Source organism: Streptosporangium sp. NBC_01755, from assembly GCF_035917995.1.
Lineage (GTDB): Bacteria > Actinomycetota > Actinomycetes > Streptosporangiales > Streptosporangiaceae > Streptosporangium.
The window spans coordinates 4,677,507-4,702,500 of record NZ_CP109131.1; the positions used below are offsets into that span (position 1 = coordinate 4,677,507).

General features: G+C 69.4%; 23 protein-coding genes. 14 read left to right on the forward strand and 9 right to left on the reverse strand.

The window, feature by feature from the left end; all coding sequences use genetic code 11:
• The first annotated feature begins 199 nt into the window (after nucleotides 1-199).
• Nucleotides 200-1,090 (forward strand): IclR family transcriptional regulator, encoded by an 891-nt coding sequence (locus OG884_RS22525; RefSeq protein ID WP_326635857.1) that lies wholly within the window; start codon nucleotides 200-202, stop codon nucleotides 1,088-1,090.
• Between the two features lie 16 nt (nucleotides 1,091-1,106).
• Here OG884_RS22525 and OG884_RS22530 read toward each other — a convergent pair whose 3' ends face one another.
• On the reverse strand, nucleotides 1,107-1,712 hold the full coding sequence (locus OG884_RS22530) for a flavin reductase family protein (RefSeq protein ID WP_326635858.1): 606 nt from the start codon (nucleotides 1,710-1,712) through the stop codon (nucleotides 1,107-1,109).
• 250 nt (nucleotides 1,713-1,962) lie between these two features.
• Here OG884_RS22530 and OG884_RS22535 point away from each other — a divergent pair, with 250 nt between their 5' ends.
• The 4 genes from OG884_RS22535 to hsaA all read left to right on the forward strand — a co-directional run bounded on the left by OG884_RS22535 (nucleotide 1,963) and on the right by hsaA (nucleotide 6,951).
• Nucleotides 1,963-2,832, forward strand: a complete 870-nt coding sequence (locus OG884_RS22535) for an alpha/beta fold hydrolase (RefSeq protein ID WP_326635859.1) — start codon at nucleotides 1,963-1,965, stop codon at nucleotides 2,830-2,832.
• Entirely contained in the window at nucleotides 2,829-4,517 is a 1,689-nt protein-coding gene (locus OG884_RS22540; protein ID WP_326635860.1) for an FAD-binding protein, read from the forward strand. Before OG884_RS22535 ends, OG884_RS22540 begins: the two co-directional genes overlap by 4 nt.
• Nucleotides 4,514-5,548 (forward strand): ferredoxin--NADP reductase, encoded by a 1,035-nt coding sequence (locus OG884_RS22545; RefSeq protein ID WP_326635861.1) that lies wholly within the window; start codon nucleotides 4,514-4,516, stop codon nucleotides 5,546-5,548. Before OG884_RS22540 ends, OG884_RS22545 begins: the two co-directional genes overlap by 4 nt.
• A gap of 167 nt (nucleotides 5,549-5,715) precedes the next feature.
• On the forward strand, nucleotides 5,716-6,951 hold the full coding sequence (hsaA, locus tag OG884_RS22550; protein WP_326635862.1) for a 3-hydroxy-9,10-secoandrosta-1,3,5(10)-triene-9,17-dione monooxygenase oxygenase subunit: 1,236 nt from the start codon (nucleotides 5,716-5,718) through the stop codon (nucleotides 6,949-6,951).
• Between the two features lie 183 nt (nucleotides 6,952-7,134).
• Here the strand turns inward: hsaA and OG884_RS22555 are convergent, their stop codons facing one another.
• From OG884_RS22555 to OG884_RS22565, 3 genes are read right to left on the reverse strand one after another with little or no spacing between them, the layout of a single operon-like run.
• The gene (locus OG884_RS22555) at nucleotides 7,135-7,506 is read right to left on the reverse strand and encodes a nuclear transport factor 2 family protein (RefSeq protein ID WP_326635863.1); all 372 of its coding nucleotides are present in this window, start codon (nucleotides 7,504-7,506) and stop codon (nucleotides 7,135-7,137) included.
• Nucleotides 7,503-9,047, reverse strand: coding sequence for an FAD-dependent oxidoreductase (locus OG884_RS22560; RefSeq protein WP_326635864.1), 1,545 nt, complete (start codon nucleotides 9,045-9,047; stop codon nucleotides 7,503-7,505). Before OG884_RS22560 ends, OG884_RS22555 begins: the two co-directional genes overlap by 4 nt.
• On the reverse strand, nucleotides 9,028-9,222 hold the full coding sequence (locus tag OG884_RS22565; protein WP_326635866.1) for a hypothetical protein: 195 nt from the start codon (nucleotides 9,220-9,222) through the stop codon (nucleotides 9,028-9,030). The genes OG884_RS22560 and OG884_RS22565 overlap by 20 nt, the downstream gene beginning before the upstream one ends.
• Before the next feature lie 583 nt (nucleotides 9,223-9,805).
• Here OG884_RS22565 and OG884_RS22570 point away from each other — a divergent pair.
• The gene (locus OG884_RS22570; protein WP_326635868.1) at nucleotides 9,806-11,305 is read left to right on the forward strand and encodes an MFS transporter; all 1,500 of its coding nucleotides are present in this window, start codon (nucleotides 9,806-9,808) and stop codon (nucleotides 11,303-11,305) included.
• A gap of 183 nt (nucleotides 11,306-11,488) precedes the next feature.
• On the opposite strand, the gene OG884_RS22575 is transcribed toward OG884_RS22570, so the two are convergent.
• The gene (locus tag OG884_RS22575; protein ID WP_326635870.1) at nucleotides 11,489-12,943 is read right to left on the reverse strand and encodes an MFS transporter; all 1,455 of its coding nucleotides are present in this window, start codon (nucleotides 12,941-12,943) and stop codon (nucleotides 11,489-11,491) included.
• A gap of 316 nt (nucleotides 12,944-13,259) precedes the next feature.
• Between OG884_RS22575 and OG884_RS22580 the strand changes: the two genes are divergently transcribed.
• From OG884_RS22580 to OG884_RS22600, 5 genes are all read left to right on the forward strand, one after another.
• Nucleotides 13,260-14,426, forward strand: coding sequence for a Rieske 2Fe-2S domain-containing protein (locus tag OG884_RS22580; protein ID WP_326635871.1), 1,167 nt, complete (start codon nucleotides 13,260-13,262; stop codon nucleotides 14,424-14,426).
• 213 nt (nucleotides 14,427-14,639) lie between these two features.
• Nucleotides 14,640-14,852: a hypothetical protein gene (locus OG884_RS22585; protein ID WP_326635872.1), complete on the forward strand. Its 213-nt coding sequence runs from the start codon at nucleotides 14,640-14,642 to the stop codon at nucleotides 14,850-14,852.
• Between the two features lie 170 nt (nucleotides 14,853-15,022).
• A complete protein-coding gene (locus tag OG884_RS22590) occupies nucleotides 15,023-15,634 on the forward strand; it encodes a TetR family transcriptional regulator (protein ID WP_326635873.1) in 612 nt (203 codons plus the stop codon).
• Between the two features lie 398 nt (nucleotides 15,635-16,032).
• Nucleotides 16,033-17,217: a hydroxylase gene (locus OG884_RS22595; RefSeq protein ID WP_326635874.1), complete on the forward strand. Its 1,185-nt coding sequence runs from the start codon at nucleotides 16,033-16,035 to the stop codon at nucleotides 17,215-17,217.
• A gap of 54 nt (nucleotides 17,218-17,271) precedes the next feature.
• On the forward strand, nucleotides 17,272-18,159 hold the full coding sequence (locus tag OG884_RS22600) for a VOC family protein (RefSeq protein WP_326635875.1): 888 nt from the start codon (nucleotides 17,272-17,274) through the stop codon (nucleotides 18,157-18,159).
• Nucleotides 18,160-18,657: 498 nt separating this feature from the next.
• Here the strand turns inward: OG884_RS22600 and OG884_RS22605 are convergent, their stop codons facing one another.
• Together OG884_RS22605 and OG884_RS22610 are read right to left on the reverse strand one after the other, a co-directional pair.
• Entirely contained in the window at nucleotides 18,658-19,494 is an 837-nt protein-coding gene (locus OG884_RS22605; RefSeq protein WP_326635876.1) for an alpha/beta fold hydrolase, read from the reverse strand.
• Between the two features lie 185 nt (nucleotides 19,495-19,679).
• Nucleotides 19,680-19,862, reverse strand: a complete 183-nt coding sequence (locus tag OG884_RS22610) for a hypothetical protein (RefSeq protein WP_326635877.1) — start codon at nucleotides 19,860-19,862, stop codon at nucleotides 19,680-19,682.
• A gap of 92 nt (nucleotides 19,863-19,954) precedes the next feature.
• Between OG884_RS22610 and OG884_RS22615 the strand changes: the two genes are divergently transcribed.
• Genes OG884_RS22615 through OG884_RS22625 form a run of 3 tightly spaced genes read left to right on the forward strand, consistent with a single transcriptional unit; the run spans nucleotide 19,955 to nucleotide 23,342 of the window.
• Nucleotides 19,955-21,073: a TetR/AcrR family transcriptional regulator gene (locus OG884_RS22615; protein WP_326635878.1), complete on the forward strand. Its 1,119-nt coding sequence runs from the start codon at nucleotides 19,955-19,957 to the stop codon at nucleotides 21,071-21,073.
• Nucleotides 21,070-21,714, forward strand: a complete 645-nt coding sequence (locus tag OG884_RS22620; protein WP_326635879.1) for a transcriptional regulator — start codon at nucleotides 21,070-21,072, stop codon at nucleotides 21,712-21,714. Before OG884_RS22615 ends, OG884_RS22620 begins: the two co-directional genes overlap by 4 nt.
• Nucleotides 21,711-23,342, forward strand: coding sequence for a pyruvate, phosphate dikinase (locus tag OG884_RS22625; protein ID WP_326635880.1), 1,632 nt, complete (start codon nucleotides 21,711-21,713; stop codon nucleotides 23,340-23,342). Before OG884_RS22620 ends, OG884_RS22625 begins: the two co-directional genes overlap by 4 nt.
• Before the next feature lie 109 nt (nucleotides 23,343-23,451).
• Here OG884_RS22625 and OG884_RS22630 read toward each other — a convergent pair whose 3' ends face one another.
• A complete protein-coding gene (locus tag OG884_RS22630) occupies nucleotides 23,452-24,039 on the reverse strand; it encodes a histidine phosphatase family protein (protein ID WP_326635881.1) in 588 nt (195 codons plus the stop codon).
• A 550-nt stretch (nucleotides 24,040-24,589) separates the two neighbouring features.
• Nucleotides 24,590-24,733: a hypothetical protein gene (locus OG884_RS22635; RefSeq protein ID WP_326635883.1), complete on the reverse strand. Its 144-nt coding sequence runs from the start codon at nucleotides 24,731-24,733 to the stop codon at nucleotides 24,590-24,592.
• Nucleotides 24,734-24,994: the final 261 nt, after the last annotated feature.

Here is a 24,994-nt window from a genome sequence, read left to right on the forward strand (position 1 = left end):
TCGTACCCCGGCGCTCCTCGCGGAAGTCTTCCCGGCGTGGAGGGGGGCGGGCTCCCGTGCCCCACGGGACGAACCGGACATCCCGCAGGAAGAACCGAACAAAAAGTATTATTCGGCGATCTTTCTCCCTCTCTTCCCTGTTGCTCGTCCCGTTGCTACATTCCAAAACAAGAATTTATTTCAGTTTTGGGGAGATGTGATGACCGCTCTCTCTGAGCTTGGCCAGGCCGCGTCCGCGCGGCGAGAGCTCCCGCCCTCGATGGTCGAGCGAATGACGCTGATCATCGACGCGTTCGACGGCCGTTTCACCCATCTCACCCTGGAGGACGTGGCTCGGTGCACTCACCTGCCGCGCTCGACGGCGCATCGCATCCTTGACCAGCTCGTACGACTGAACTGGCTGGAGCACTCGTCCTTCGGCTACAGCCTGGGCAAGCGGGCACTCGGAATCGGCGGAGGCGACGGCAGCCACGGCGAGATCCGAGAGGCCGCCGCGCCGCTGCTGCACGACCTGCAGATGAGAACCAGGATGGTCGTCCACCTGGCGGTCCTGGACGGCTCGGAGATCTTCTACCTGGACAAGGCCGGCGGGCGGTTCGCCCTGTCCGTGCCCTCCCGAGTCGGCGGCCGTGCCCCGGCGCACTCCACCGCGCTGGGCAAGGCGATCCTCGCCTGGCTGGAGCCCGAGCGGGTCGAGGAACTGGTCGGAGGCAAGGTCAGCCGGCTCACCAGCCGCACCATCGGCGACATCGGCACCCTGCACCAGGAGTTGAACCGCATCCGGCAGCGGCAGGGGCTGGCCTTCGAACGGGGCGAGAACGTCCCCAGCATCTCGTGTGCCGCCGCGGCGATCCGAGGCCACGAGGGCCCGGTGGCGAGCATCTCTCTCGTCGGCGACACCCGCACGCCGCTGGAGAACGTCGCCCCGCTGGTGGTCGACGCGGCACGGCAGGCCTCACTCGCCCTCTTCCCCGACCTGGACAGCCAGCGGGGGCGATCCCGTCAAGCCGCTCGGATGCCGGACCGCAACTGGTCGACGGAGACCATGAACCGATTGCTCACCATGGGCGGGAACGACGGCTGGCTGTGATTCGCGCGGCCCGGCGTCATTCCCGGGCCCGATTCCAGTCCCACTGATCCGCCCAGCCCCACAGACCGGGAGCGAACAGGGCCTGTTCGGTGTCCGTCTCATGGTCGATGCCGAACCGCCCGCGGAAGAACACCATGGGACGCCGCTCGACGTCCCGCTCCACCTCCAGTACCCGGCCGATCACCACATCGTGATCCCCGGCGACGTGCACGTCGGCGACCTCGGCGTGGACGCGCAGGAGCACGTCGCGCAGCGCCGGAGTGCCCCACCGGGACAGCTCCCAGTCGAGCCCGTCGTACTTCCTGCCCTTGCTGGAGCCGAACCGGCCGCAGAGGTCGGACTGCCCTTCGCCCAGCACGTTCACGCTGAACCTCCCGGACCTCCTGATCCTCGGCCAGGTGCGGCTGTTGTGGTCGGCGCAGAAAAGGATCAGCGGCGGTTCGAGGGACACCGACGCGAACGCCTGGCACGCGAATCCCACCGGCTCTCCGCCGTCGATGCCGGTGATGATCGTCACGCCGCTCGCGAACATGCCCATCGCCTGCCGCATTTCCGCGGGATCGGGTGGTGTCACCCCGGTGAAGTCCGGAGCTAGTGAGGGCTCGGAGGTCTCGGCTGTCATGCGGTTCACCTCGGGTGACGTCGGGCGCCGCCCCGTCGGCGGCCTCGGGCAACGAAGTTACGGACCTCCGGTGGGCTTCACCAGGGCTGGATCCCGCTGAGCGGAAGGGGCTCGGGGCGCGACCCGGTGTCCCGGCCGATCCCGGGCGGAGGTGGGCCGGGTCTCACTCATCGGGAGAGGCGACCCGCTCGCCGGCCCTCGCGGGCTACCTTCCCCGAAGCCGATACTCCGCGATGAACAGGACGGATGAATGCTTACCGAGCTGACCTATGAGTCGACGGCGCGGGAACTTGCGACCGACCAGGGTGTACTGCGCTACCACGAAGCCGGCGAGGGCCCGCCGCTGCTGCTCCTGCACGGCTCGGGGCCCGGAGTCACCGGCTGGCGGAACTTCCGAGGCAACCTCGCGGTCCTGGCGGAGCACTTCCGCTGCCTGATCCTGGAGTTCCCCGGTTTCGGGGTGAGCGATTCCACCGGCGAGCATCCCATGGTGGGGGCGCAGACCGCGGTGATCCGCTTCCTTGACGGGCTCGGGCTCCATCAGGCCGACGTGATCGGCAACTCCATGGGCGGAGCCATCGGTGCCCAGGTGGCGATGGCCCATCCCGACCGGGTGCGCCGGTTGGTCACCATCGGCGGCATCGGCAGGAACCTGTTCAGCCCGGGCCCCGGTGAGGGCATCAAGCTGCTCATGGATTTCACCGAGGAGCCCACCCGGGAGCGGCTCGTTCAGTGGCTGGACTCCATGGTCTACGACCGGTCCCTGGTCACCGAGGAACTGATCGAGGAGCGCTGGGCGCTGGCCACCGAACCGGCCACCCTGGCCGGCGCCCGCCAGATGTACGGCAAGGCGGCGTTCGCCGCCCGTGCCGCGGCCGCGGCGGCCTCGGACGCCCCGCCGTACTGGGCGATGCTGCACAAGGTCAAGGCCAAGACACTGATCACCTGGGGCCGCGACGACCGGGTCAGCCCGCTTGACATGGCGATCCTGCCGATGCGGTCCATCCCCGACGTCGAGGTGCACATCTTCCCCGACTGCGGTCACTGGGTGATGATCGAGCAGAAAGCCGCCTGGGAGAGCGCCGTGCTGGCCTTCCTGACCAGGAAGGACGAGCGGTGAGTGGGTGGGACCACGAGTTCGACCTGGTCATCGTGGGCAGCGGCGGCGGCGGCATGACGGCGGCGCTGACCGCGCACGACAGCGGCCTGTCCGCGGTGGTGGTCGAGAAGGGTGCGGCGTTCGGCGGCAGCACCGGGATTTCCGGTGGCGGCATCTGGATCCCCAACAATCCCACCCTGCGGGCCGAGGGGCACGACGACAGCCGCGAGTCCATCCGCCGCTACCTCGATCTGCTGACCGAGCGCCGGGTCCCCGCGGCCAGGCTCGACGCGTTCGTGGACAACGGTCCGGCCGCGATGGAACTGCTCGGCAGGAGCAAGTGGATCCGGTTCTTCTGGACCAGGGGTTACGCCGACTACCACCCCGAGTTCGAAGGCGGCAGGCCGCTGGGCCGGTCGATCGAGCCGATCCCGTTCGACACCCGCGCGCTCGGCGAGGACGAGAAGTACCAGCGTCCCAACGGCATGAAGGGCCCGCTGGGGCTCTGGGTCACCAGCAAGGACTACCACGACCTGGCCATGGTCAAGCGCACCTGGAGCGGCCGCCGGGCGTCGATCGTCGCCGCCTGGCGGGTCTGGTCGAACCTGTTCCGCCGCCGCCACATGTCCACCGGCGGGCGCGCGCTCGTCGCCCGGCTGCGGATGGCGCTGAAGGACGCGCGGATCCCGCTGTGGCTGCGGACGCCGATGACCGAACTCGTCACCGACGAAAGCGGCGCCGTCACCGGCGTCGTCGTTCGGCGCGACGGGAAGACCGTCCGGATCCGCGGCAGGCGCGGGGTGCTGCTGGCGACCGGTGGTTTCGACCACAACCAGGAAATGCGCGACAAGTACCTGCCCGCCGGCGGCCGAACCGACTTCGGCATGGGGGCCACGGAGAACACCGGCGACGGCATCCTGGCGGGCGAGCGGCTCGGCGCGGCCCTCGACCTGATGGACGACGCCTGGTGGATGCCGGCCGTACGGCACCCGGCGGGGGCGACCATCCCGCTGGTGTCCGAGCGGTGCATCCCGCCGTCGGTCATCGTGTCGCAGCAGGGGCGGCGGTTCACCAACGAGTCCGCCCCATACGTCAACTTCGTGCACGACCAGTTGGCCGGCGGGCACGTGCCCGTGTGGTTCGTGATGGACGCCAAGGCCCGGACGCGGTACCCGTTCGCGCAGATCCTTCCCGGGATGCCGATACCGGAGGCGTTCTACGAGCGGGGTGTGGCGTTCCGCGCCGACACGCTCGCCGAGCTGGCGGTAAAGGTCGGCATGCCCGCCGGCGCGCTGGCCGAGACCGTCGAGCGTTTCAACCGGTTCGCCAGGGCCGGCAAGGACGAGGACTTCGGCCGGGGCGACAGCGCCTACGACCGCTACTACGGCGATCCCACGCTGAGGAATCCGAACCTCGACGTGATCGACAAGGCGCCGTACTATGCCTTTCGTGTCGAGGCCGGCGACCTCGGCACCAAGGGCGGGCTGGTCTGCGACGAGCACAGCCGGGTGCTGCGATCCGACGGCTCGGTGATCGAAGGGCTGTACGCCACCGGGAACACCTCCGCATCGGTCATGGGCAACGAGTACGCGGGTCCCGGCGCTACGATCGGCCCCTCGATCGTCTTCGGGTACATCGCCGCCCGGCACGCGGCGGGTCGATCCCACCAGACCGTTTCCGCGATCAGGGAGGAGTGGGGAGCATGACCCAGCCGGGACCACTGAAGGCGCGGGTCGTCGAGGTCATCCGGGAGACCTCCGACGCGCACTCGCTGGTGCTGGAGCCCGCCGACGGAGACCACACCCGGTTCGGCTACCGGCCAGGCCAGTTCCTCACCATCCGGGTGCCCACCACCCGCCCCGAGGGTGCGGCGCGCTGCTACTCCCTGAGCAGCTCACCGGTGTGCGACGAGAAGCTCAAGGTGACGGTGAAGCGCACCCGGGGCGGCTACGGGTCGAACTGGATCTGCGATGACGTCATCGAGGGGGACGTGCTGGAGGTGCTGCGGCCGGCGGGCACGTTCGTCCCCGTCTCGCTCGACGAGGACCTGCTGCTGCTCGCCGGCGGCAGCGGCATCACACCGGTCATGTCGATCCTCAAATCGTGCCTGCGCGGGGGCACCGGCGCCGTCTCCCTCCTGTACGCCAACCGCGACGAGAACTCGGTGATCTTCCGTGACGAACTGGTGGCGCTGACCGCCGAGTACGGCGAGAGGCTGACCGTCGTCCACTGGCTGGAGTCGGTGCAGGGCCTGCCCAGCGCGAGCAGCCTGGCCGCGCTGACCCGGCCGTACACCGACCGGGAGGCGTTCATCTGCGGCCCGGGCCCGTTCATGGACCTCGCCGTGAAGGTCCTCGCCGACCTGGGTGTCCCGAGGCGGCGGGTCAACGTCGAACGTTTCGAGTCGCTGGCCACCGACCCCTTCGCCGGGCCCGGTGTCGCGGTCGACTCCTCGGGCCCCGGCAGCACGCTCGAGATCGAGCTGGACGGTGAGAAGAGGACGTTGACCTGGCCGAAGGGCAACAAGCTCCTCGACGTGCTACTGGCGGCCGGCATGGAGGCGCCGTACTCGTGCCGTGAGGGGTCCTGCAGCGCCTGCGCCTGCGTGCTGCTGGAGGGCGAGGTCGCGCTGGAGCGCAACACGGTCCTCGACGCGCAGGACCTCGCCGACGGGCTGATCCTTTCCTGCCAGGCGACCCCGCTCAGCGAGCACCTCAGGATCACCTACGACGAGTGAACCTCGTCCGGGCCCGGAACCCTTTCGCCGAGGGGGAGACGGGCACCGCTGGGAGAGCCGTCACGGAAACCCCGCAGCACCGTTGACCATCCCCATCTCTCAACCGCCCGCACTGCCCGAGCACGATGCGGGACACGAACTCGGGAGGACCGAATGCTGGAGGTAAGGTGAAAATCGGTACGGCGCACCGGCGTGAACGGCACGGGCCGGGCGAACGCGACTCTCCTATGTCTCCCCCGGGCGACGAGGTCCTGGACGCGGTCCGCGCACTGCTGCCGACGATCGGGGAGCGGGCAGGCGCAGCCGACGTGAATCGGCGGGTGCCCGAGGAGACGATACGGGAGCTCATCCGGACGGGGGTCTTCCGGATGCTGCAGCCCAGGAGGTACGGCGGCGCCGAGAGCGACCCCGTGAAGTTCTTCGAGGTCGTCCGGGAGATCTCCGCGGTCTGCGGATCCACAGGCTGGCTGGTTTCCGTGCTCGGCGTCCACCCGTGGCAGCTCGCCCTGTTCGACGAGGCAGCGCAGGACGAGGTCTGGGGGGAGGACCCGGACGCGCTCGTGTCCTCGTCGTACGCTCCCGTGGGGCGGCTCACTCCGGTCGAGGGCGGATACGAGCTCTCCGGTCGGTGGCGCTTCTCCTCCGGTTGCGACCACGCGTCGTGGGCACTGGTCGGGGGCCTGGTGGTGGGGAAGCAGGGCAGGCCGGTGGACTTCATGACCCTCCTCGTCCCCCGTACCGACTACGTGACCGAGGATGTCTGGGACGTCATCGGACTGCGCGGCACGGCCAGCAACGACATCATCGTGAAGCGGGTGTTCGTGCCCGAGCACCGCGCCATGCGCAACTACGAGCAGGCACAACTGCGCGGTCCCGGCCAGAAGGTGAATACCGGCCCGCTCTACCGGATGCCGTTCGCGACCGTCTTCACCAACGCGATCACCGCTCCCGTCGTCGGCATGGCGGCCGGTTGCTACCGGGCCTACGTCACCGCGATGCGCGACCGGGTACGGCTGAGCCTGGGCGGCGGCCGGTTCGCCGAGGACCAGTTCGCCCAGGTCGCGGTGGCCCGGGCCGCTTCGGAGATCGACGCGGCGGTGCTGCAGACGGACCACAACGTGCGCCGGGTGTACGAGTACGCCGTCCGGGGCGAACGAATTCCGATGGAGTTGCGGCTGCGCGTCCGCAGGGACCAGGTCCGTGCCACCGAGCGGGCGGTGGAGGCGATCGACAGTCTCTTCAAGACCGCCGGAGGGAACTCGCTCGGCCGAGGCAACCCCATCGAGCGGGCCTGGCGGGACGCGCACGCGGGCAGCGTGCACGTCGCCAACGACGCCGAGCGCGCCCTGGGGATGTACGGCAAGGGCGAGTTCGGCCTGACCGTCGAGGACAACCTGGTCTGATGCCACCCGGTCCCGCCGGGCATCCCGGCGGGCATCCCGGTGGGACCAGGACGGGCGGGTGGAACGGCCACAGGCCCGGCGCGCGATGCGCCGGGCCTGTGGCATGAACGGTTTCGGCCTATGCGGCCGGGCGGTCCGCCCTGCGGCGGAGGACGACGGCCCGGCCGGCCGCGCACCGAGGGTTCACTGTGCCTCCCGCATGTCGTCGCCGCTCCAGAACGCCCGCATGCTGGTGATCCGCTGCTCTTCGTCGAAGGTCATCACGTCGATCGGCTCGATCTCGAACGCCCGGTCACCCCGCTCGCTCCGTACCCGGAAGTGGAAGGCGGCGCTGTCGCCGGCGACGCGGACGGTCAGCAACTCCGTGCTCCGGCGCGCGCCTTCGAGCGCCGAGTAGAACTCGCGGATCGCGGCGCGGCCCCGGCGCGGCTCGCTGCCCACCGGGTCCTCCAGCGTCCCGTCCTCCGCGTAGCAGGCCGCCAAGTCGTCCGCGGTCCCGTTCGCCACCGCGTCCAGGTAACGGACGACGGCATCGTTGATCTTCTCGGCGCTCATCGGTCCGCCGTCCGGATTCGGGTGGCGGCGCGGTAGCCGAAGACCATGCCGGAGCCGAGCGGGACCCCGGGGCCCGGGTAGACATGCCCGGCCACCGAGGCGGCCGAGTTGCCGATGGCGTACAGGCCGGGGATCGCGTTTCCGTCCTCGCCGAGCACCTGCCCGTCCTCCCCGACCCGCGCGCCGCCCTTGGTGCCGAGGTCGCCGAGCACGACCTGCACCGCGTGGAACGGGGCCCGCTCGATCGGGACGAGGGCGGGGTTCGGGCCGTCACCGGTCGCGAAGAACCGGTCGTAGGGGTCCTCGCCCCGGTGGAAGTCGCTGTCCACGCCGGAGGCGGCGAACCCGTTGAACCGGGTGACGGTCTTGCCCAGCACGTCGGCGGGCACGCCGATCCGCTCGGCGAGAGCGGTGAGTGTGTCGGCGGTGCGCCACAGGCCGGCAGCCTGGAACGCCTCGGGATCGGGCGCGGGCTGGGACATCCCCGGCACGTTGGCGAAGCGCCCGTCGAAGATCCACCACACCGGCAGGTGCGACACACCGGTGGCGTGCCCCGCGCGGATCTCGTGGCCCATCCGGTCGTACGGCAGCGACTCGTTGGCGAACCGCTCGCCCGCGGCGTTCACGAAGACGCCTCCGCGCAGGCCGAGGGTGAAGGCGGCGTGGCCGTTGGGGAACAGCACGGCCGGGCACCACCACGCCTCGTCGGTCAGGTCCGTCGCGGCGCCCACCGCCTGGAGCGCGGCGAGCGCGTCCCCGGTGTTCGACCCGGGCGCCGCCGACGACCAGTCCGCGCCGGGCAGGTCCTGTAGCTCGCGCCGCAACTCCGCGTTGCGCTCGAACCCGCCGGCGGCCACGATCACGCCGAGCTCGGCGCGGATCATCAGTGTGCGGCCCTCATGCTCGGCCTCAAGGCCGACGACCCGGCCGTCCTCAACCACCAGCGAGCGCATCCGCGTTCCGGTCCGCGACGTGGCGTTCCCGGTGCCGTCCAGGGCGAGCAGCAGCCTGCCGATGAGGGCCTGACCGCCGGTCAGCGTCTCCCGGTCGTATGGCACGCCGAACTGGTCGATCGAGATCGGCGGGCGCACCTGACCGAGCCGGGCGCCCAGCAGGTGCGCCGGCAGCGGCTTGGGGCGGATTCCCCGGCCGCCGGGGGCGCGTCCCGGAGCCGCGAAGTAGTCCGGGAACGGCAGGTACTCGAACTCCAGCACCGGGTCACGGTCCAGGAACTCCACCAGCTCGGGCGCCGTCGAGACGTAGGCCTTCTGCAGTGCGGCCGGTGTGCGGTCGCCGACGACGGCCCGGAAGTACTCCAGCCCCCGCTCCACGCTGTCCTCGACGCCCGCCTGGCGCAGGATGTGGTTGCCGGGCAGCCACAGGCCCGACCCGGAGTAGGCGCTGGTGCCGCCGAAGTACTCGGTCTTCTCCAGCACCAGGGTGCGCAATCCGCCCGCCGCCGCTGTGTAGGCCGCCGTCAGCGCGGCGCCTCCGGATCCCACGACGACGACGTCGGCCGTCTCATCCCACTGAACTGGCACTGATCTCCTCCAGATCGCTCGTGTTGGCGGGCGGTGCGGCGGCCGTGCGGCCGGCGACCTGTCCGAAGGCGAGGGTGTCGGCGATGTGGAACCCGCCGTCCTTGACCTGTCCGAAGGCGAGGGTGTCGGCGATGTGGAACCCACCGTCCTTCGCCCGGCTACAGGTGGAGCTCACCGAATCATCACTTCCGTCCGCATTGGCCCGCAGGAACCCGGGGGCGTGGCCTTCCGGGTAACCGGACCGTAATCAACGGTCTCGCCGCGCTCCCGGGCCGATCCCGCTCAGCAGGACGCGCGGGGCAAGACCGGGGTGAGGGGCCGGCCGGCGGCGTGAACGACCTGCCGATCATCGGTTCCGACCGGCCGCCGGGTACGGACGTCGCAGTGCGGATGAGATGTGTGTCACCGCCTTCTCACCGCCGGGTCCCGCTCATTGGGATGCCCGACGTGATCTACGTCACCGGGCACTTAGCGTCTGCGCCAGTGCACGACCTGAAGCCAGGCGGGCCGGTCGTGCTCCGCGCCGCCCCTGATCTCCCCGAGCCCCGGCGGTTCCCCGCCGGGCCGGGATGACCGCACCCCCGTCGTGGGGGAACCTGCGGTCCGTTATCGACCGGAAAACGTGCGTGACACCGTGGTGTCCGCGTGGTGCCAAGGAGGAACAGCATCCCCCCGCCGGGACCTGCGCCACGAAGACGCCGGGGTCCGCGGCCACGCCGAGATTCATTGAAATATCACGTTTTTCTGGAGGCCTGACGATGAGTACGACAGATACGACGGCGGAGAAGGGCGGGTGGACCCCGCGGCTCGCCCTCTCCATGCTGACGATGGTCATGATCATGGAGGGGACCGCGCTGGGGTACAGCCTTGTGACGACCGCGCTGCCGGCGATCACCACCCACTTCAAGACGGACCAGGGAGGCTGGCTCCTCACCGGCTTCATCCTCGCCGGGGCCGTCCTCTGCCCGCTGGTGGGGAAGCTGGCCGACATCCACGGTAAGCGGCGGATGATGATCGTCTGTCTGATGGCGAGCACGGTCGGCTCGGTCGTCGCGGCTGTCGCGCCGACCTTCGGCGTGCTCATCGCGGGTCGGATGCTGCAGGGCGCCGTGCTGCCCACGATGTTCCTGAGCTACTCGCTGATGCGCGATGTGTACCCTCGGCGGATCCTGCCGCTGGCCAGTGCGATCGCGATGACCGGCATCGGGGTCTTCTCCATCGGCGTGCCGTTCCTCATCGGCTGGCTGCTCGACAACTGGGGCTTCCGCGGCCTGTTCGCCTTCGACGTGCTGTGGATGATCATCCTCACGCCGCTGCTGCTGATCACCACCCCGGAGACGCGGCTCCGCGTCCCCTCGAAGGTCGACTTCCTGGGCGCCGGCATGCTGGGCTTCGGCCTGGGCATCCTGCTCCTGGGGATCAGCTCCGGAAGCAAGTGGGGCTGGGGCTCGGTCGCCACGCTGGGCGCGTTCGCGGTCGGCCTGCTGCTTCTGTTCGGGTTCGTCAAGCGGTCGTTGAACTTCGCCCAGCCGATCGTCGACCTGCGGATCTTCACCCGCCGGCCGATCGTGCTCGCCGCGGTGACGGCCGCCACCGCGTACGGGTCGACCGCCATCACCGGTTCGATGCTTCCAATGATCGGCATGACGCCGGGCGCCGCCGGGCTCGGTTACGGCTTGGGGATGACCGCGTCGGAGTACGCGATGATCACCGCACCCCAGTCGGTGGCCATGGTGGTCATGGGCGTCGTCGTCGGCAAGCTGCTCAGCCGTGTGGGCGGCGCGACCATGATGAGGATCGGCCTGCTGCTCCTGCTGGTGGGCGGTATCCAGCTCGGTTTCAACCACGGCAGCTACGTGCAGGTCCTCATCGCCGCCCTGCTGGTGGGCGCCGGAACGGGCCTGGCCTATGGCTCGGTCCCCGGCCTGGTCATCGCCGGCTCCCCGGCCGACAAGCAGGGCTCCATCGCCGGGATGGTGCAGGTGAGCTACAGCGGTTTCGCCAGCACCGCGCCGGTCATCCTGTTCGTCATCATGGGGGAGCTCGCGATGCGCACCCCGGACGGTGCCATCCGGTACCCCGAGGGCGCCATCAACGCGGGCGGAGTGTTCCTGGTAGGCCTGGTGACCCTCGGGCTGCTCCTCGCCTCAACGGTCCTGCGGATCCCCAAGCAGGATGCGATGATCAGCCAGGACCCGGATTCGCTGCTCGATCCGCCTGCGGTCACCGTGGCGGCGGGTCCGGACAGCAGGCGCTGACCGCCCGGCGGACCAGGGCGGCGGGTCCGGCCATCGGGCGCTGACCGTCCGGCCATCGGGCGCTGACCGCCCGGCCAGGGGCGGCGGGTCCGGACAACGGACGCCGACCGCCCGGTGGACCAGGGACAGCCGCTCCACCGATCTTCGGATCGGTGGAGCGGCTGCTTTCTTCTCACCGGCTTCTCACCGGGCCGTGGCGCTGCGGCGGGGGCGCTGCAGGAGGAACAGGACGAGGGCGACCAGCGCCGCGGCAGCGCCGGCGGCGGTGAACGCGTCGTAGGAGCCGCGCGGTACGAACGCGACGCCGACGGGAATCGTCGTGACGATGCCGAACACCGCGCTGCTCACCGACATGCCGACGGCGCGGGCCAGCGAGTTGAGTCCGTTCGCGACACCGATGTTCTCCTCCGGCGTGACCTGAAGGATCAGTGCGGGCAGGTTCGCCAGGACCATGGAGTTGCCGACCGAGACGACGGCGATCACGCAGACGAGCACCCACAGCGATCCGTGTCCCAGTGGGATCTGGGCCGCGAACCCGGCGGTGGAGATCGCGCAGCCCAGCGCGATCGTCACCCGTGGGGTGACGATCGCGCTCAGCCTGGCCGACAGCGGCGCCACCACCGCCGACAGCAGCCCTCCGGGCAGCAGGCACAGACCGGTCATCAGCACCGACAGCCCGTGCCCGTAACCGGTCGACACCGGCGCCTGGAGGCGTCCGACGATCCCGAGGAAGTTCGTGAACAGCGCGAAACCAATCAGGATCGACCCTCCGTTGATCGTGGCGGAGGAGCGGCTCACCGCCACCCTGAGGTCGATGAGCGGAGCATGGCGGCGAAGCTCCACCAGGGTCAGCAGGCACCCGGACACCAGCGCCGCGAGGAAGGACGCGATGGTCAGCGCGTTCGTCCACCCCCACTCGCCGCCGCGGTCGAGCCCGACCAGCAGGGTGACGATGAAGCAGGTGAGCAGTACCGCGCCGAAGAGGTCGACCCGCTGCGTGTGCTCGCGCCGGGGCGGCGCCGGGACCGCCAGCAGCAGGGCGGCCACCGCGATCGCACCCGCGACCGCCGAGACGGCGAACAGCCCGTGGAAGCCCCACAGCCGGGAGACCAGCCCGGCGGTCGGCAGCCCGAGCGCGCCGCCGGCCCCCATCATCGCGCTGACGGAGGCGATGGCGGAGGCGCGGCGCTTTGGCTCCAGGACCACCCCCACCAGGCTCATCCCGAGCGGGATCGTCGCACTGGAGATCCCCTGGAGCGCCCGCCCGGCGATGAGGACGCCGATGTTGTCGCTCATCACGCACATCAGGGACCCGAGGATCATGGCGCCGAGCGCCACGATCATCATCCTGCGCATCCCGAACTGGTCGCCCAGCCTGCCCAGCACCGGGTGCGACACCGCGCCGGCGATGACCGTCGCGGTGACCAGCCAGGTGGCGATGGAGGGCGTCACCCCCAGGCGGCCGGGCAGTTCGGGCAGCACCGGGACGACCAGCGTCTGGTTGAGCGTGGTCACCAGGGTCGCGAAGGCGACGACGAGGACCACCCGCAACGGGTGCTTCACCACGGTGGGGGCCGGATCCGGAGCGCGTGTCGAATCCCCGCTTCCGGGTCCGGACAAGATCTGGTGAGTGGTCATATCGGCCTTCGGTCTCCTTCGTTCGCCCGGATCGGACGATTTCCTTCGCCCGAATCGGTCGACCCCACGGTGTCGATGCCCGAGGTGCCCCACAACTCGTCCTCCCGGCGAGCGGGACGGGCTTTCGAACTGCTCGATCTCGACGGGAGACCGGAGACCGGAGACCGGTGTTTCGCGGAACGCGTTGCCGTGACTTGCGAGACGAGGTCCCGGTCAGTGGGAAAGGGGAGGTGTCGCACACCGTCGGCTTCGCATGATGAGGATCCCGCGGGCAGGGCGATTCGGCCCGGGCGCATTGGACGGCAAGGGAGACTTCATGACGTCGATACAGACCGCCGGTGATGACGAGATTCGAGTGATCGAGGCGGCCCCACCTCCGGCGCGTTATGCCCGGGGCTGGCACTGCCTGGGCCTGGCGAACGAGTTCAGGGACGGCAAACCGCACAAGATCGAGGCATTCGGCACCAAGCTGGTGGTGTTCGCCGACAGCACCGGCACGCTGAACGTCCTCAACGCCTACTGCCCGCACATGGGCGGCGACCTCAGCCAGGGGGAGGTCAAGGGCGACTCGCTCGCCTGTCCCTTCCACGACTGGCGCTGGGCGGGCAACGGCCGGTGCACCAGCATTCCGTACGCCCGCCGGGTGCCGCCGAGGGCACGCACCAGGACATGGCTGGCCCTGGAGCGCAACGCGCAGCTGTACGTCTGGCACGACCCGCAGGGCAACCCGCCCCCGCCGGAGGTGACGATCCCGGAGATCGCCGGTGTGAACACATCGGAGTGGACCTCCTGGACGTGGAACCGGATCAAGATCGAGGGCTCCAACTGCCGTGAGATCGTCGACAACGTGGTCGACATGGCCCACTTCTTCTACATCCACTTTGCCTTCCCGACGTACTTCAAGAACGTCTTCGAAGGGCACGTCGCCGCGCAGTACATGAACAGCCGGCCCCGTCCGGATATCCAGATCGGTACGAACTACTCCGGTGACAGGACCGACGGGCGTTCGGAGGCGGCGTACTACGGCCCGTCGTACATGATCGACTACCTGTGGCACACCGTGGCGGGGCAGACGATCGAGTCCGTCCTGATCAACTGCCACTACCCGGTGTCGCCGACCAGCTTCGTGCTCCAGTGGGGCGCGATGGTCAAGAAGCCCCAGGGCGTCTCCGACGACGCGGCGCAGGCGATGGCGGCGGGCTTCGCGGCGGGCGTGGAGACGGGCTTCATGCAGGACGTGGAGATCTGGAGGAACAAGGCCAAGATCGACAATCCGCTGCTGTGTGAGGAGGACGGCCCGGTCTACCAGCTGCGCCGCTGGTACGACCAGTTCTACGTCGACGTCGATGACGTCGCCCCGGAGATGACCCAGCGGTTCGAGTTCGAGATCGACACCGAGCGGGCCAACCAGTTCTGGCAGAAAGAGGTCGACGACAACATCGCCAACGGTCGGATCGTCACCTCGGCCCCGGCCCCGGCTTAGCCCGTCCGGCTTAGCCCGTCCGGCTTAGCCCGTCCGGCTTAGCCCGTCCGGCTTAGCCCGTCCGGCTTAGCCCGTCCGGCTTAGCCCGTCCGGCTTAGCCCGTCCGGCTTAGCCCGTCCCGGCCGATCGGCCGGGACGGACCGGCGGTGGCGCTTCGCGACGACGCGCCACCACCGTCAGGAACGTTAGTGATCGCAACCGAGGAGATATTCCGTGCGCCCCGTGTCCTGCAGCAGCTGCGGCTCGTGCGTCCTGGTCAAGAAGCACAGCCTGGCGCACACGCTCGTCCAGTGGACCACAGAGACCGATCAGTGTGTCGAGTTGAGCCGGGATACCGACCGGGGTGTCGTCCCGACCTGCACGCGACTGCGCGACAGCATCGAGAACTCCGTCCGCCTCGGGGCCATCCCGGTTCCTGACCTCTGAGACGGCCGGCGAGACCGCCCCCCGCCGACCACTCGGTACAAGGGGCGCTGAAGACATGGGCTCCACTCCGATGACGCGGTGGAGCCCATGTCCGTTGGGGGGCCGATATCCTGAGATCGGTACTCACACACGGTTCGCTCGGGAGTAGACAGGCAAGACAAGGGGAATTCGTGGCGAGAATCGCCGAAGCGCGGGCTCCGGCGTCGCCGACCTCGGAGAGCCAGATCGCCCGGTACAAGCGCATTCTGGACGCCGCGGCCGAGCTCGGCGCCCGCAAGAGAGTCGACGTGGTGCAGATGCACGAGGTCGCCAAGGACGCCGGCGTGGCGATCGCGACCCTGTACCGCTACTTCCCTTCCAAGAACGCGCTGTTCGCCGCGGTCTTCTGGGCGGAGATCAAAGCCTTCGGCGAAAGCAGGCGGCCCGGCGAGGGCGAGGACCTCGTCGACCAGGTCACCGACTTCCTGGTGGGGCTGAGCCGCCATCTGCTGGTGCGGCCGATGCTGGCCGCCGCGATGTTCCAGGGCACCAGCGCCGTATATGTAACGGCAACGATGGACGAGGTCGAACCGACGAAGTCCGAGCTCGGCCGCATTCTGCTGCGCATCATCGGGGCAGAGGAGCCGAACAGGCAGGATCTGAGCGTGGTGCGGCTGCTCACGCACTGCTGGTGGGGTGCGCTGATCTCGACCCTCGGGGGCCAGACGACCCTGCCGAGGGCGGATGCCGACATCCGGCTGGCCGCGCGGCTGCTCCTCGCGCCGTACTCCGACGATCGGTGACCGGGCCGGTTCCCTTCGCCTGTCATCGCGTTGGGAACCCGCCTTCCGTCACCCCCGCGAGTCCCGGTGACCGGGCCGGTTCCCGCCGTCTGTCACCGCGTTGGGAACCCGCCCCAGGTCACCCCGCGAGTCCCGGTGACCGGAACCTCGCGACCGTTGCCGTCGCCCCCATGCCACCGCCGGTCCCCGGTCGTCGGCCGCGTCTTTTCCCGACGCGGCGCGGTGCCCGCCGGAGTCTCCCCCGAAGAGGATGACGGACCTGCCCGCCGTACCCCGTTGTCCAGTCCCGGCCAGCGGGATGTGCCGTGGACTCGGTGGTCGAGGGCGACTTAGCGTCAGCGAGCCGCCGCAGAAACGGCGGATTGCGACTCTCTCAGATTCAGTCCGGAGGTGCCTTGATGGCGCATGAAGTTGTTTCCCGAGTAGAGGAGATCGCCGGTCAGCTGGCCGCGGCCGCGGACGAGACCGAGCGCCTGGGCAAGCTGTCCGATGAGAGTGTGAAGCTGATCCGCGAGACCGGAGTGATGCGGCTGCTGCAGCCGACCGACTTCGGGGGATACGCGGCGCACCCCCGGGACTTCGCCGAGGCGGTGATGGCGGTGGCGAAGGCGTGCGGCTCAACGGGCTGGGTGTGCGGGGTCGGTGGAGTGCACCCGTGGGAGATGGCGTTGTGCGACCGCCGGCTGCAGGAGGAGGTGTGGGGCTCCGATCCGAACACGTGGATCGCTTCGCCGTACATGCCCAGCGGGGTGGCGACGCCGACCGACGGCGGGTACATCCTCAAGGGCCACTGGCAGTTCTCCTCGGGCACCGACCACTGCGACTGGATCTTCCTCGGCGCGCTGCTCGGAGACGCCGAGGGCAAGCCGGCGCAGCCGATGAAGGGAATGCACGTGGTGCTGCCCCGCTCCGACTACACGATCGTCGAGGACTCCTGGGACGTCATCGGACTGCGCGGGACCGGCAGCAAGGACATCATCGTCGACGGCGCGTTCATCCCCGCCTACCGGACGATCGACGCCGCGGAGGTCGCCGAGGGCGAGGTCGCGGCCGAGCGGGCCGGCCGGACCGAGACGGTGTACAGGCTGCCGTTCTGGTCGATGTTCCCCCTGGGCATCACCGCCGCGGTGATCGGCATCTGCGAGGGCGTGCTCGCCACGCACCTGGACTACCAGCGGGACCGGGTGACGGCCTCCGGCGCAAAGGTGAAGGAAGACCCGCACACGCTGTACGCGATCTCCGAGGCCGCGTCCGACATCCAGTCCTCGCGGCTGCAACTGCTCGACGGCATCAGCCGGCTCTACGACCTCGCCGACTCCGGAAAGCCGATCACTTTCGCGGATCGGGCCGTGGTCCGGCGCAACCAGGTTCGCTGCGCGTGGCGGGCGGTGTCGGCGGTCGATGAGATCTTCGCGCGGTCCGGCGGCAACGCGGTGCGCCGCAACAACCCGATGCAGCGGTTCTGGCGCGACGCGCACGTCGGGTTGCAGCACGCCATCCACATTCCCGGCAACGCCTACCAGGCGACGGCACTGACCCAGATGGGTGTCGAGCCGCAGGGCGCGCTGCGCGCGCTGATCTGATCCCCGCTCCGGACGATCTCGACCAACACCTCAATCGATTCAGGAGAGATGGGCATGACCGACATCAGCTCGCTGGGTTACGTGCGCGTCCGAGCCACGGACCTGGACGCATGGCGCACGTTCGCCCTCGACACGATCGGATTCGCCGAAGGTACCGGGCCGGAATCCGACGCGCTGTACCTGCGCATGGACGAGCGGCACGCCCGCATCGTGCTGCTGCCCGGCGAGGAGGACCGGGTGGAGGCCGTCGGGTGGGAGGTCCGCGACCACCTGGCGCTGCGGCGCGTGCAGTCGGCCGTCGAGGCTGCCGGCATCGCGACGAAGCCGCTGTCGCTGGAGGACGCCGAGGCCCGCCGGATCGAGGCGGGGATCGCCTTCCAGAGCCCGGGTGGGACTCCACTGGAGGTCTTCCACGGTCCCGCACTGGACCACAGCCCGATCGCGACGAAGTTCGGCAACCGCTTCGTCGCCGGGCGGCTCGGCATGGGCCACGTGGTGGTGCCGGTGAGCGATCTGGAGGGCGACCACCGGTTCTACGCCGAAACCCTCGGTTTCCTGCCCCGCGGGGCGTACCGCCTTCCGGTGCCGCCCGAGTACGGCCCGATCCGGCTGCGGTTCATGGGCGTCAACGCCCGGCACCACAGCCTGGCGATCCTGCCGACCCCGGACCTCAAGGCGCCGGCGCTGGTGCACATCATGGTCGAGTGTGAAACCCTCGATGAGGTCGGCCGGGCACTCGACCGCGTCACGGCGGGCGGCTACCACCTCTCCTCGACGCTGGGCCGGCACACCAACGACAAGATGGTCTCCTTCTACGTGCGCACCCCCGGCCGTTGGGACCTTGAGGTCGGCTGCGAGGGCATGCTCGTCGACGAGACCTCCTACACCGCCGAGGAGATCACCGCCGACAGCTACTGGGGTCACAAGTGGGACCGGACCTGACCACTCGTCCGCCCGGCGGGCGCGCCCCGGACAGGGATCCGAACCGCCTCGGGAGAGTCTGATGGATCCGGACAGTCGGCTGACGCTGCGGCGTTGAAGACACAGTCGGTGAGAGAAGGCCCGCTGACGTAGGAGAGCGAGCGGATTCCGACGGCATCGCGGTCCGCGGACTGTGGTGCCGTTCTCGCGGTCCGCGGGTTGTGGTGCCGTTCTCGCGGTCCGCGGACTGCGGTGCCGTTCTTGCGGCGCACCTCGCCGTACTCCTCGTCCACGATCAGCCCACCGACCGAAGACGTCGCCGAGGGCGGACTTACGGCGTACCTCGACGAGCGGGTGTGTGCTCGACACGCCCGCGCCCGGTAGCGCGAGGTACGTGCGCCGGGGGAGCGGGAAACAGGCGCCGGCGGCGGCCGGGGGTTCGGCCGCCGCCGGTCGACCCGATCAGGCCGAAGGCGCGGGCGGTGAAGTGAAGCGGTGCCCCCAGAACGCGCCTTCTGTTCAGGCTGCGGTGAAGAAGTCGCGGACCAGCGCCTCGAACGCCGCCTTGCGCTCCACCTGGGCCCAGTGGCCACAGTTGGAGAAGACGTACAGGTCGGCGTTGGGCATGCGCCGGGTGGCGAAGAAGGCGCCCTCCAGCGGCAGCATCCGATCGTCACGGCCCCAGGTGACAAGCGTGCGGTGGTGGATCTGCCCGGTTCGCGTCCACATCGGACCGTGGACGGACGGGATGGCGAGGCTGCCGAAGATGTTGCGCATCCGGTCGATCGCGCCGGGCGCGAGTGCGCGGTCGGTGCGTTCCTGGATCAACTCGTCGGACACGCCGGCCGGATCGGAGACCATGGTGTCCACCCACGCCCGCATGGCGGCCGGGGAGGGAGAGGCGACGAAATCGAACAGCCGTCGAGCCCCTTCCGACCTCGGCGGGGCGAAGATCTCGGCCGCGATCCCGCCGGGGCCCATCATGAGCATCCGATCGACCCGGTCGGGGTAGGCGAACGCGGTCTCCAGCGCGACGAAGCCTCCCATCGAGTTGCCGACCAGATGGGCCTTGGCGATGCCCAGGTCGTCGAGCAGGGAGATGACGGCGTCGGCCGCGTGCTCCGGATACGGGCGGGTATAGGGCACTTCGGGACTGTCACCGAAACCGGGCATGTCAATGACGATCGTCCGAAACGTCTCAGCGAGAGGTGCCAGATTGGCGGCGAAGTTCGACATGCCGGAGACGCCGGGGCCCGAACCGTGCAGCATGACCACCACGGGTCCGGTGCCGGCCTCGCGGTAGGTCAGTTCGTAGGTGCCACGGCTCACCTTTGGTGCGATCTCGACTGTCGTCATCGGTGGTTTCCACCTTCTCTTCGATGAGGAACCCCGCAGGGACACCCGCGGATGCGACGCTCGGTCGCCGCTGGGTCGTGATGCTAGGTATTTCGCTGAGAAGGCGGCCATTACTCCTCCCACTCACCGGGAGATCTCGCGAGGAGCTCGACGACCGGCTCATCGGGGTTCCAAAGCCAATCCGTTCACCAGGAGCACGAATGGGAGGTCTCGATTTCCGCCTCCCACTCACCGGAACCCACACCTGTATTACCCGCCACTGCTTCGTAGTGTTCCTCGCACAACGCAACCTCATCCAGAAGGAGTGCCGCACCGAAGACCTCGGCCAGTCCCTCGGTCTCGAACCCGTGATCGCTCACCGTCACCATCCCTCACCTCGGCCACTCCGGCGATTCAGATGTTTCTAACATCTGAATTTTGAGAGTATCCTGATATCGGCGCTCTAGGGAAAGGAATTGCGATGGTTCGACTGACTCGGGTGCAGCAGCAGGAGCGCACTCGGGCGTCCGTGCTGGCGGCGGCGAGGGAGGAGTTCACCGAGCACGGCTACGCCTTGGCCAAGGTTGATCGGATCGCCGAGCGGGCCGAACTGACCCGCGGGGCGGTGTACTCGAACTTCCCGAGCAAGCGCGCGCTGTATCTGGCGGTGCTGATCGACATGGTGGAGAACGCCGGCACGGGTGAGCCGCCGGTGCCGCCGGTGCCGTCGGTGTCGTCGGCCGACGCGCTGGGCGTGTTCGCCCGGGCCTGGCTTGAACGGCTGCCCTTGGTCGACGACACGGCCTCGGGAGGGCGGCTGCACCTGCGCTCGCTGGTCGGCGTCCTCGATGACGAGCACGGGCGCACGGTGCTGGCGCAGGTCGTCCGGCTGGAGGCGTTGCTGCTCGCCATCGCGCTGGAATCGTGCGAACCGGCCCATGCGACGCCGGTACGGCGCGTACGGCTGGCTGAGCTGGTGCTGACGCTGCTGGACGGTTCGGGTCACCTGGCTGAGACCGCACCGGGATTCGGTGACCCTTTCGACCTGGCGCGTGCGTGTGAGCATCTGGCCGGGATCGATCTCGCTGACACCTGGACGCCGCCGTATCTGCCCTATGTCGCTCCGGCGCGACCGTGTGGGGACGCGTGGGATCCGCCCACGGGACTCGCGGATCGGATCAGCGGGGATCAGGTCGACTTCGGCGCCGATGGGCTGATCGCGGTGCTGGGGGCCGGCCGCCTTGCCGCCGCCGAGGAAGCCGTCCGTTCCGCTCGGCCCGGCGAGCAGGTGACGGTGGTCGTCGTCGCGAATGATGCCGCCGAGACGGGCCGCCTCGTACGGCTCAGGATCACCGACCTCATCGGCTGCCTGCGGCGGGTGTTCGCTCCCGAGGTCTGGCGGTGCGTTCGGCTGGTCCTCGATGATGAAGCCCTGACGGCGTCGGCGATCGGCCTGACGGACCTCGACGACGAGACAGAGGCCGCGGTACGCGTCCAGGGTGGTGCGATCGTCGCCCGAGCCCACGGGCGAGGCGCCGCGTACGCGGCATCGACCGCCGGCGCTTCGAACGGCACGCGGCCGCGGAGTGCCCGGACATGACCCGACCCGAGCTTCCTGCGACCGACACCGGCCTGCTGGTCCTCCATGCCCTGCGCTGCGGCGGCGGTGCCGGCGGCGGTGCCGGCCTCGCTCGCCTGGCCAAGGCCACGGGTCTCGGTGAATCCGACGTCGAGTCCGAGCTGATCGATCTCGCGGTCGCCGGTCTCGTCACGCATATGGCCGGCGACTTCGGCGGGTGGAGTCTGTCGGACACCGGCCGTGCCGTAGATGCCGAACGGATCACCGACGAGCTGGAGTCGGCCGGTGCTCGCGCCGCCGTGACAGCGGCGTTCGACGGCTTTCTCGTGCTCAACCCGGAACTGCTCGACCTCTGCACGGCATGGCAACTCCGATCCATCGACGGTGCCATGACCGCCAACGACCACGGAGATCCCTCCTACGACGCCCGCGTCCTCGCCCGATTCGTCGAGTTCGACCAGCGTGCCGCCGTTGTCGGCGCCGAGCTGTCCGCGGCATTGCCTCGATTCGGCCGCTACCGGACCCGCCTCACCGAAGCCCTCGATCGCGCCACCGCCGGCGCGTTGGAGTACGTGGCCGACAACACCGCGTCGTACCACATCGTGTGGTTCGAGCTTCACGAAGACCTGCTCGCCACACTCGGGATCCCCCGATGGGGATGAGATGGATTCGCCGGCTCTCCACGCAGGTCGAGGAGACAGCGGAGATGCTGGGCGGCAAGGCCCACGGCCTCCTGGTCCTCCAGCGTCTCGGGTTGCGGGTGCCCGCCGGGTTCGTCGTCACCACGGAGGCATGTCGCGCGTTCCTGCGTGACGGGAGTCTTCCCGACGGACTCGACGACGAACTCGCGACGGCCATCACCGACCTCGAAGCCTCCACCGGACGCCATTTCGGGGGATCACAGGTGCCGTTGGCGGTGTCCGTTCGCTCCGGGGCCGCCGTGTCGATGCCCGGCATGATGAACACGATCCTCAACCTCGGCCTCACCACCGGAGCCACAGCCGGGCTGGCGGCCGAGACGGGCGACTCGCGGTTCGCGCTGAATTCGCGGCTGCGGTTCTTGTCCGGCTTCGCCGCTGCGATCGCCAACCTGGACGTGGACGGCGTGGGGACCGTCCTCAGCGGAGCCCCGGGGCAAGGAACCGGCGACGAGGAGGCACACATCACCAGCGCGATCGGAGCGGTCGAGAACCTCATCCGGCAACGAGGTGGCCGGCCGATTCCGGACGACGCGACCCGGCAGCTGGAGCTGGCGGTCAAGGCCGTGTTCTCGTCCTGGGACACACCGCGCGCACGAACCTACCGCGAACTGCATGACGTCCCGCACAACCTCGGCACAGCCGCGATCGTACAGACGATGGTGTTCGGGAACCGCGATGACCACAGCGGCACCGGAGTCGCGTTCAGCCGCGACCCCAACACCGGGGAGAACGTCCCGTTCGGCGAGGTCCTGTTCGGACACCAAGGCGAAGACGTCGTCTCCGGCAGATCACTGACCCGGCCCCTGCACGAACTCGCCGGCCGAGAACCGGCAGTGTGGGTCGGCCTCCTCGATGCCCTGAGCCGGGTCGAGGGGCACTACCGCGACGCGTGCTACGTCGAGTTCACCTTCCAGGCCGGGGAGCTGTGGATTCTGCAGGTCCGGCCCGGCCGGTTCGTCGGGGGTGCCGCCGTCCGCGTTGCGACCGACCTCGCCGACGAGCGTGTGATCGGGCGTCACGAAGCGCTGCTCAGGATCTCACCGCGGCATCTCCAGCACGTCCGCACACCCCGGATAGCGACCACCGAGAAGGTCGACATCCTGGCCCGAGGGCTGGGCGCCTGTCCCGGTGTCGCGGTCGGCAAGGTGGCGACCACGGCCGACGGAGCAGTGCGCATGGCCGCGGACGGCCCGGTCATCCTGGTACGGCCGGAGACCTCCCCGCACGACATGCGCGGCCTGGCGGTTGCCGCCGGAATCGTCACCGCCCGTGGCGGGCCGGCCAGCCACGCCGCGGTCGTCGCACGAGCGATGGGAAAGCCCGCCGTCGTGGGGATCACCGACCTCACCGTTGACGTCGCCGACGCCTCGGTGAGAGCCGGTGGACGCACCATCGGTGAAGGCACCCTCGTCACCATCGACGGGACCGGTGGCGAAGTCGCCCTCGGCAGCCCCCGTATCGTCACGACCACAGCCGACGTCCACCTGCATCGACTACTCGAATGGGCCGACGACGTATCGGGCGACCGTTCCGAACGCGATGAAGCCCAGCGCCTCGGTGCCGCCCATGCCGTACTTCGTCACGGCTAGACCGCTCCGGCTGGTCGGCCTGACGCGCGAGCGCATCCGCCAGCTGGATCGTCACGGCTGGACCGCTCCGGCGCGCCGGTCCGGCCTTGCGTGGCGACCACACCGCCACTCATGGCCGCGCGCCGGGCCCGAACCCCGTCCAACGCAGGTCAGGCGGGAGGTGACCCATGTCGTTGTACAACAACACCGTCGGTGCTACACCGTCGCGATACTCGATCGCCGTCAGCGCCGTGTTTCCGCAGTTCAGCCCCAGCCACCGCGCCGGTGGTGCGTCGAGGGCGTGCCGCACCAGCCAGGCCACCGGATAGGCATGGGTGACCAGGACCTCGTGGGTCTCGGTTTCGGCGGGGCGCGCGAACCTGTCGATCAGTGCATCCGCAAGGCCTGCGCCCGCAGCGGCTTCCGCGGCGTCGTACCCATCGAAGAACCCCGCCCACGCGGGGGGCATCTCGTTCGGCACATGCGGCACGTGGTCAACCAGCTCGGCCGCTTCCCGCACGGCGGCGCCCGGCAGGTGCTTACCCACGATCTGGGCAGACCGCACTGCCCGGGGAAGGGGCGAATGCCACACGGCATCGACCGGCAGGTCGGCCAGGCGCTCCCCGGCCAGTTCCGACTGCCGCTGCCCAACATCGGTCAACTCGCCGAACGGGTCCGCCGCGCCGTGCCTCATCACGTACAAGTGCCGAGTCGCCATTGTCAGACCCCGGGCCTAATCCGCGCCGCATACCGAGCGCGGTGGCCGGATCCTCGTGCGGCTCCATCCATACCGCGTGGAAAGAGCCGACGCTCGTCCCCGCCATCCGGTGCTGGCTTGCCCGGAAAGTTCGAGCACACCGCACTCCGAGTCAGCCGAGCACTCCGAGTCAGCCGAACCATCCCTGCTCCTTCCCCAGGCAACCCAAATTAGGATATTCACAAAATCCAAATGGTCACAACATTTGAGTAGGCGAGAGATGAAGGAGGCCGCATCGAGTTACACCGTTAACTACTGGACACACCCGCGCCCGAATCCACTGAGCGAGTACAGGTAGTTGCGGGCCGCGGCCATCACCGGGCCCGGGCCGCTGAAGTGGGCACTCGGGGGACCTCGCGTTCACTTTCGGGGCCATCGCCCTGCTCGCCCGCGCCGGAGCCGATGCCGCCCCCGACGCCTGGCGTCGCAGCATCACGTTCCTCCTCGACGGCCTGCGCACCGAAGCCGCCCGCCATCCGCTCCCCATCGGCCCAGCGACACCGCAACAGGTCTACGAGGTGTTGAGCAGGCTCACCGGCACGCCATAGGTGCCGGGCCTCGGGCCGTCCGAGCAGGTCGACATCGGCTGGCACACGTTCCTGATGTACACCCGCGAGTACCGGGACTTCTGCGCGAGGGTCGCCGGCCGGTTCATCCACCACACCTCCGACGACACCCCCGGCGAAACCGGGACCGGGGGCGGTCTCGCGGTTACGCCGGCGCGGACGTGTAGACGGACAACCACGGGCTCCCGGTAGCTGAGCTGCTTGGACAACACCTCAGCTACCGGGAGCCCGCTCCCGTTCACGGGTCAACGACCCGGAAATGACCACACCCCGGCGGTCTCCTGACTCGAACCTCGACGCCAGATCCCTTTGTCAGCAGGCTCTTAGGCTCAAGCGATCATCGCGTGTGA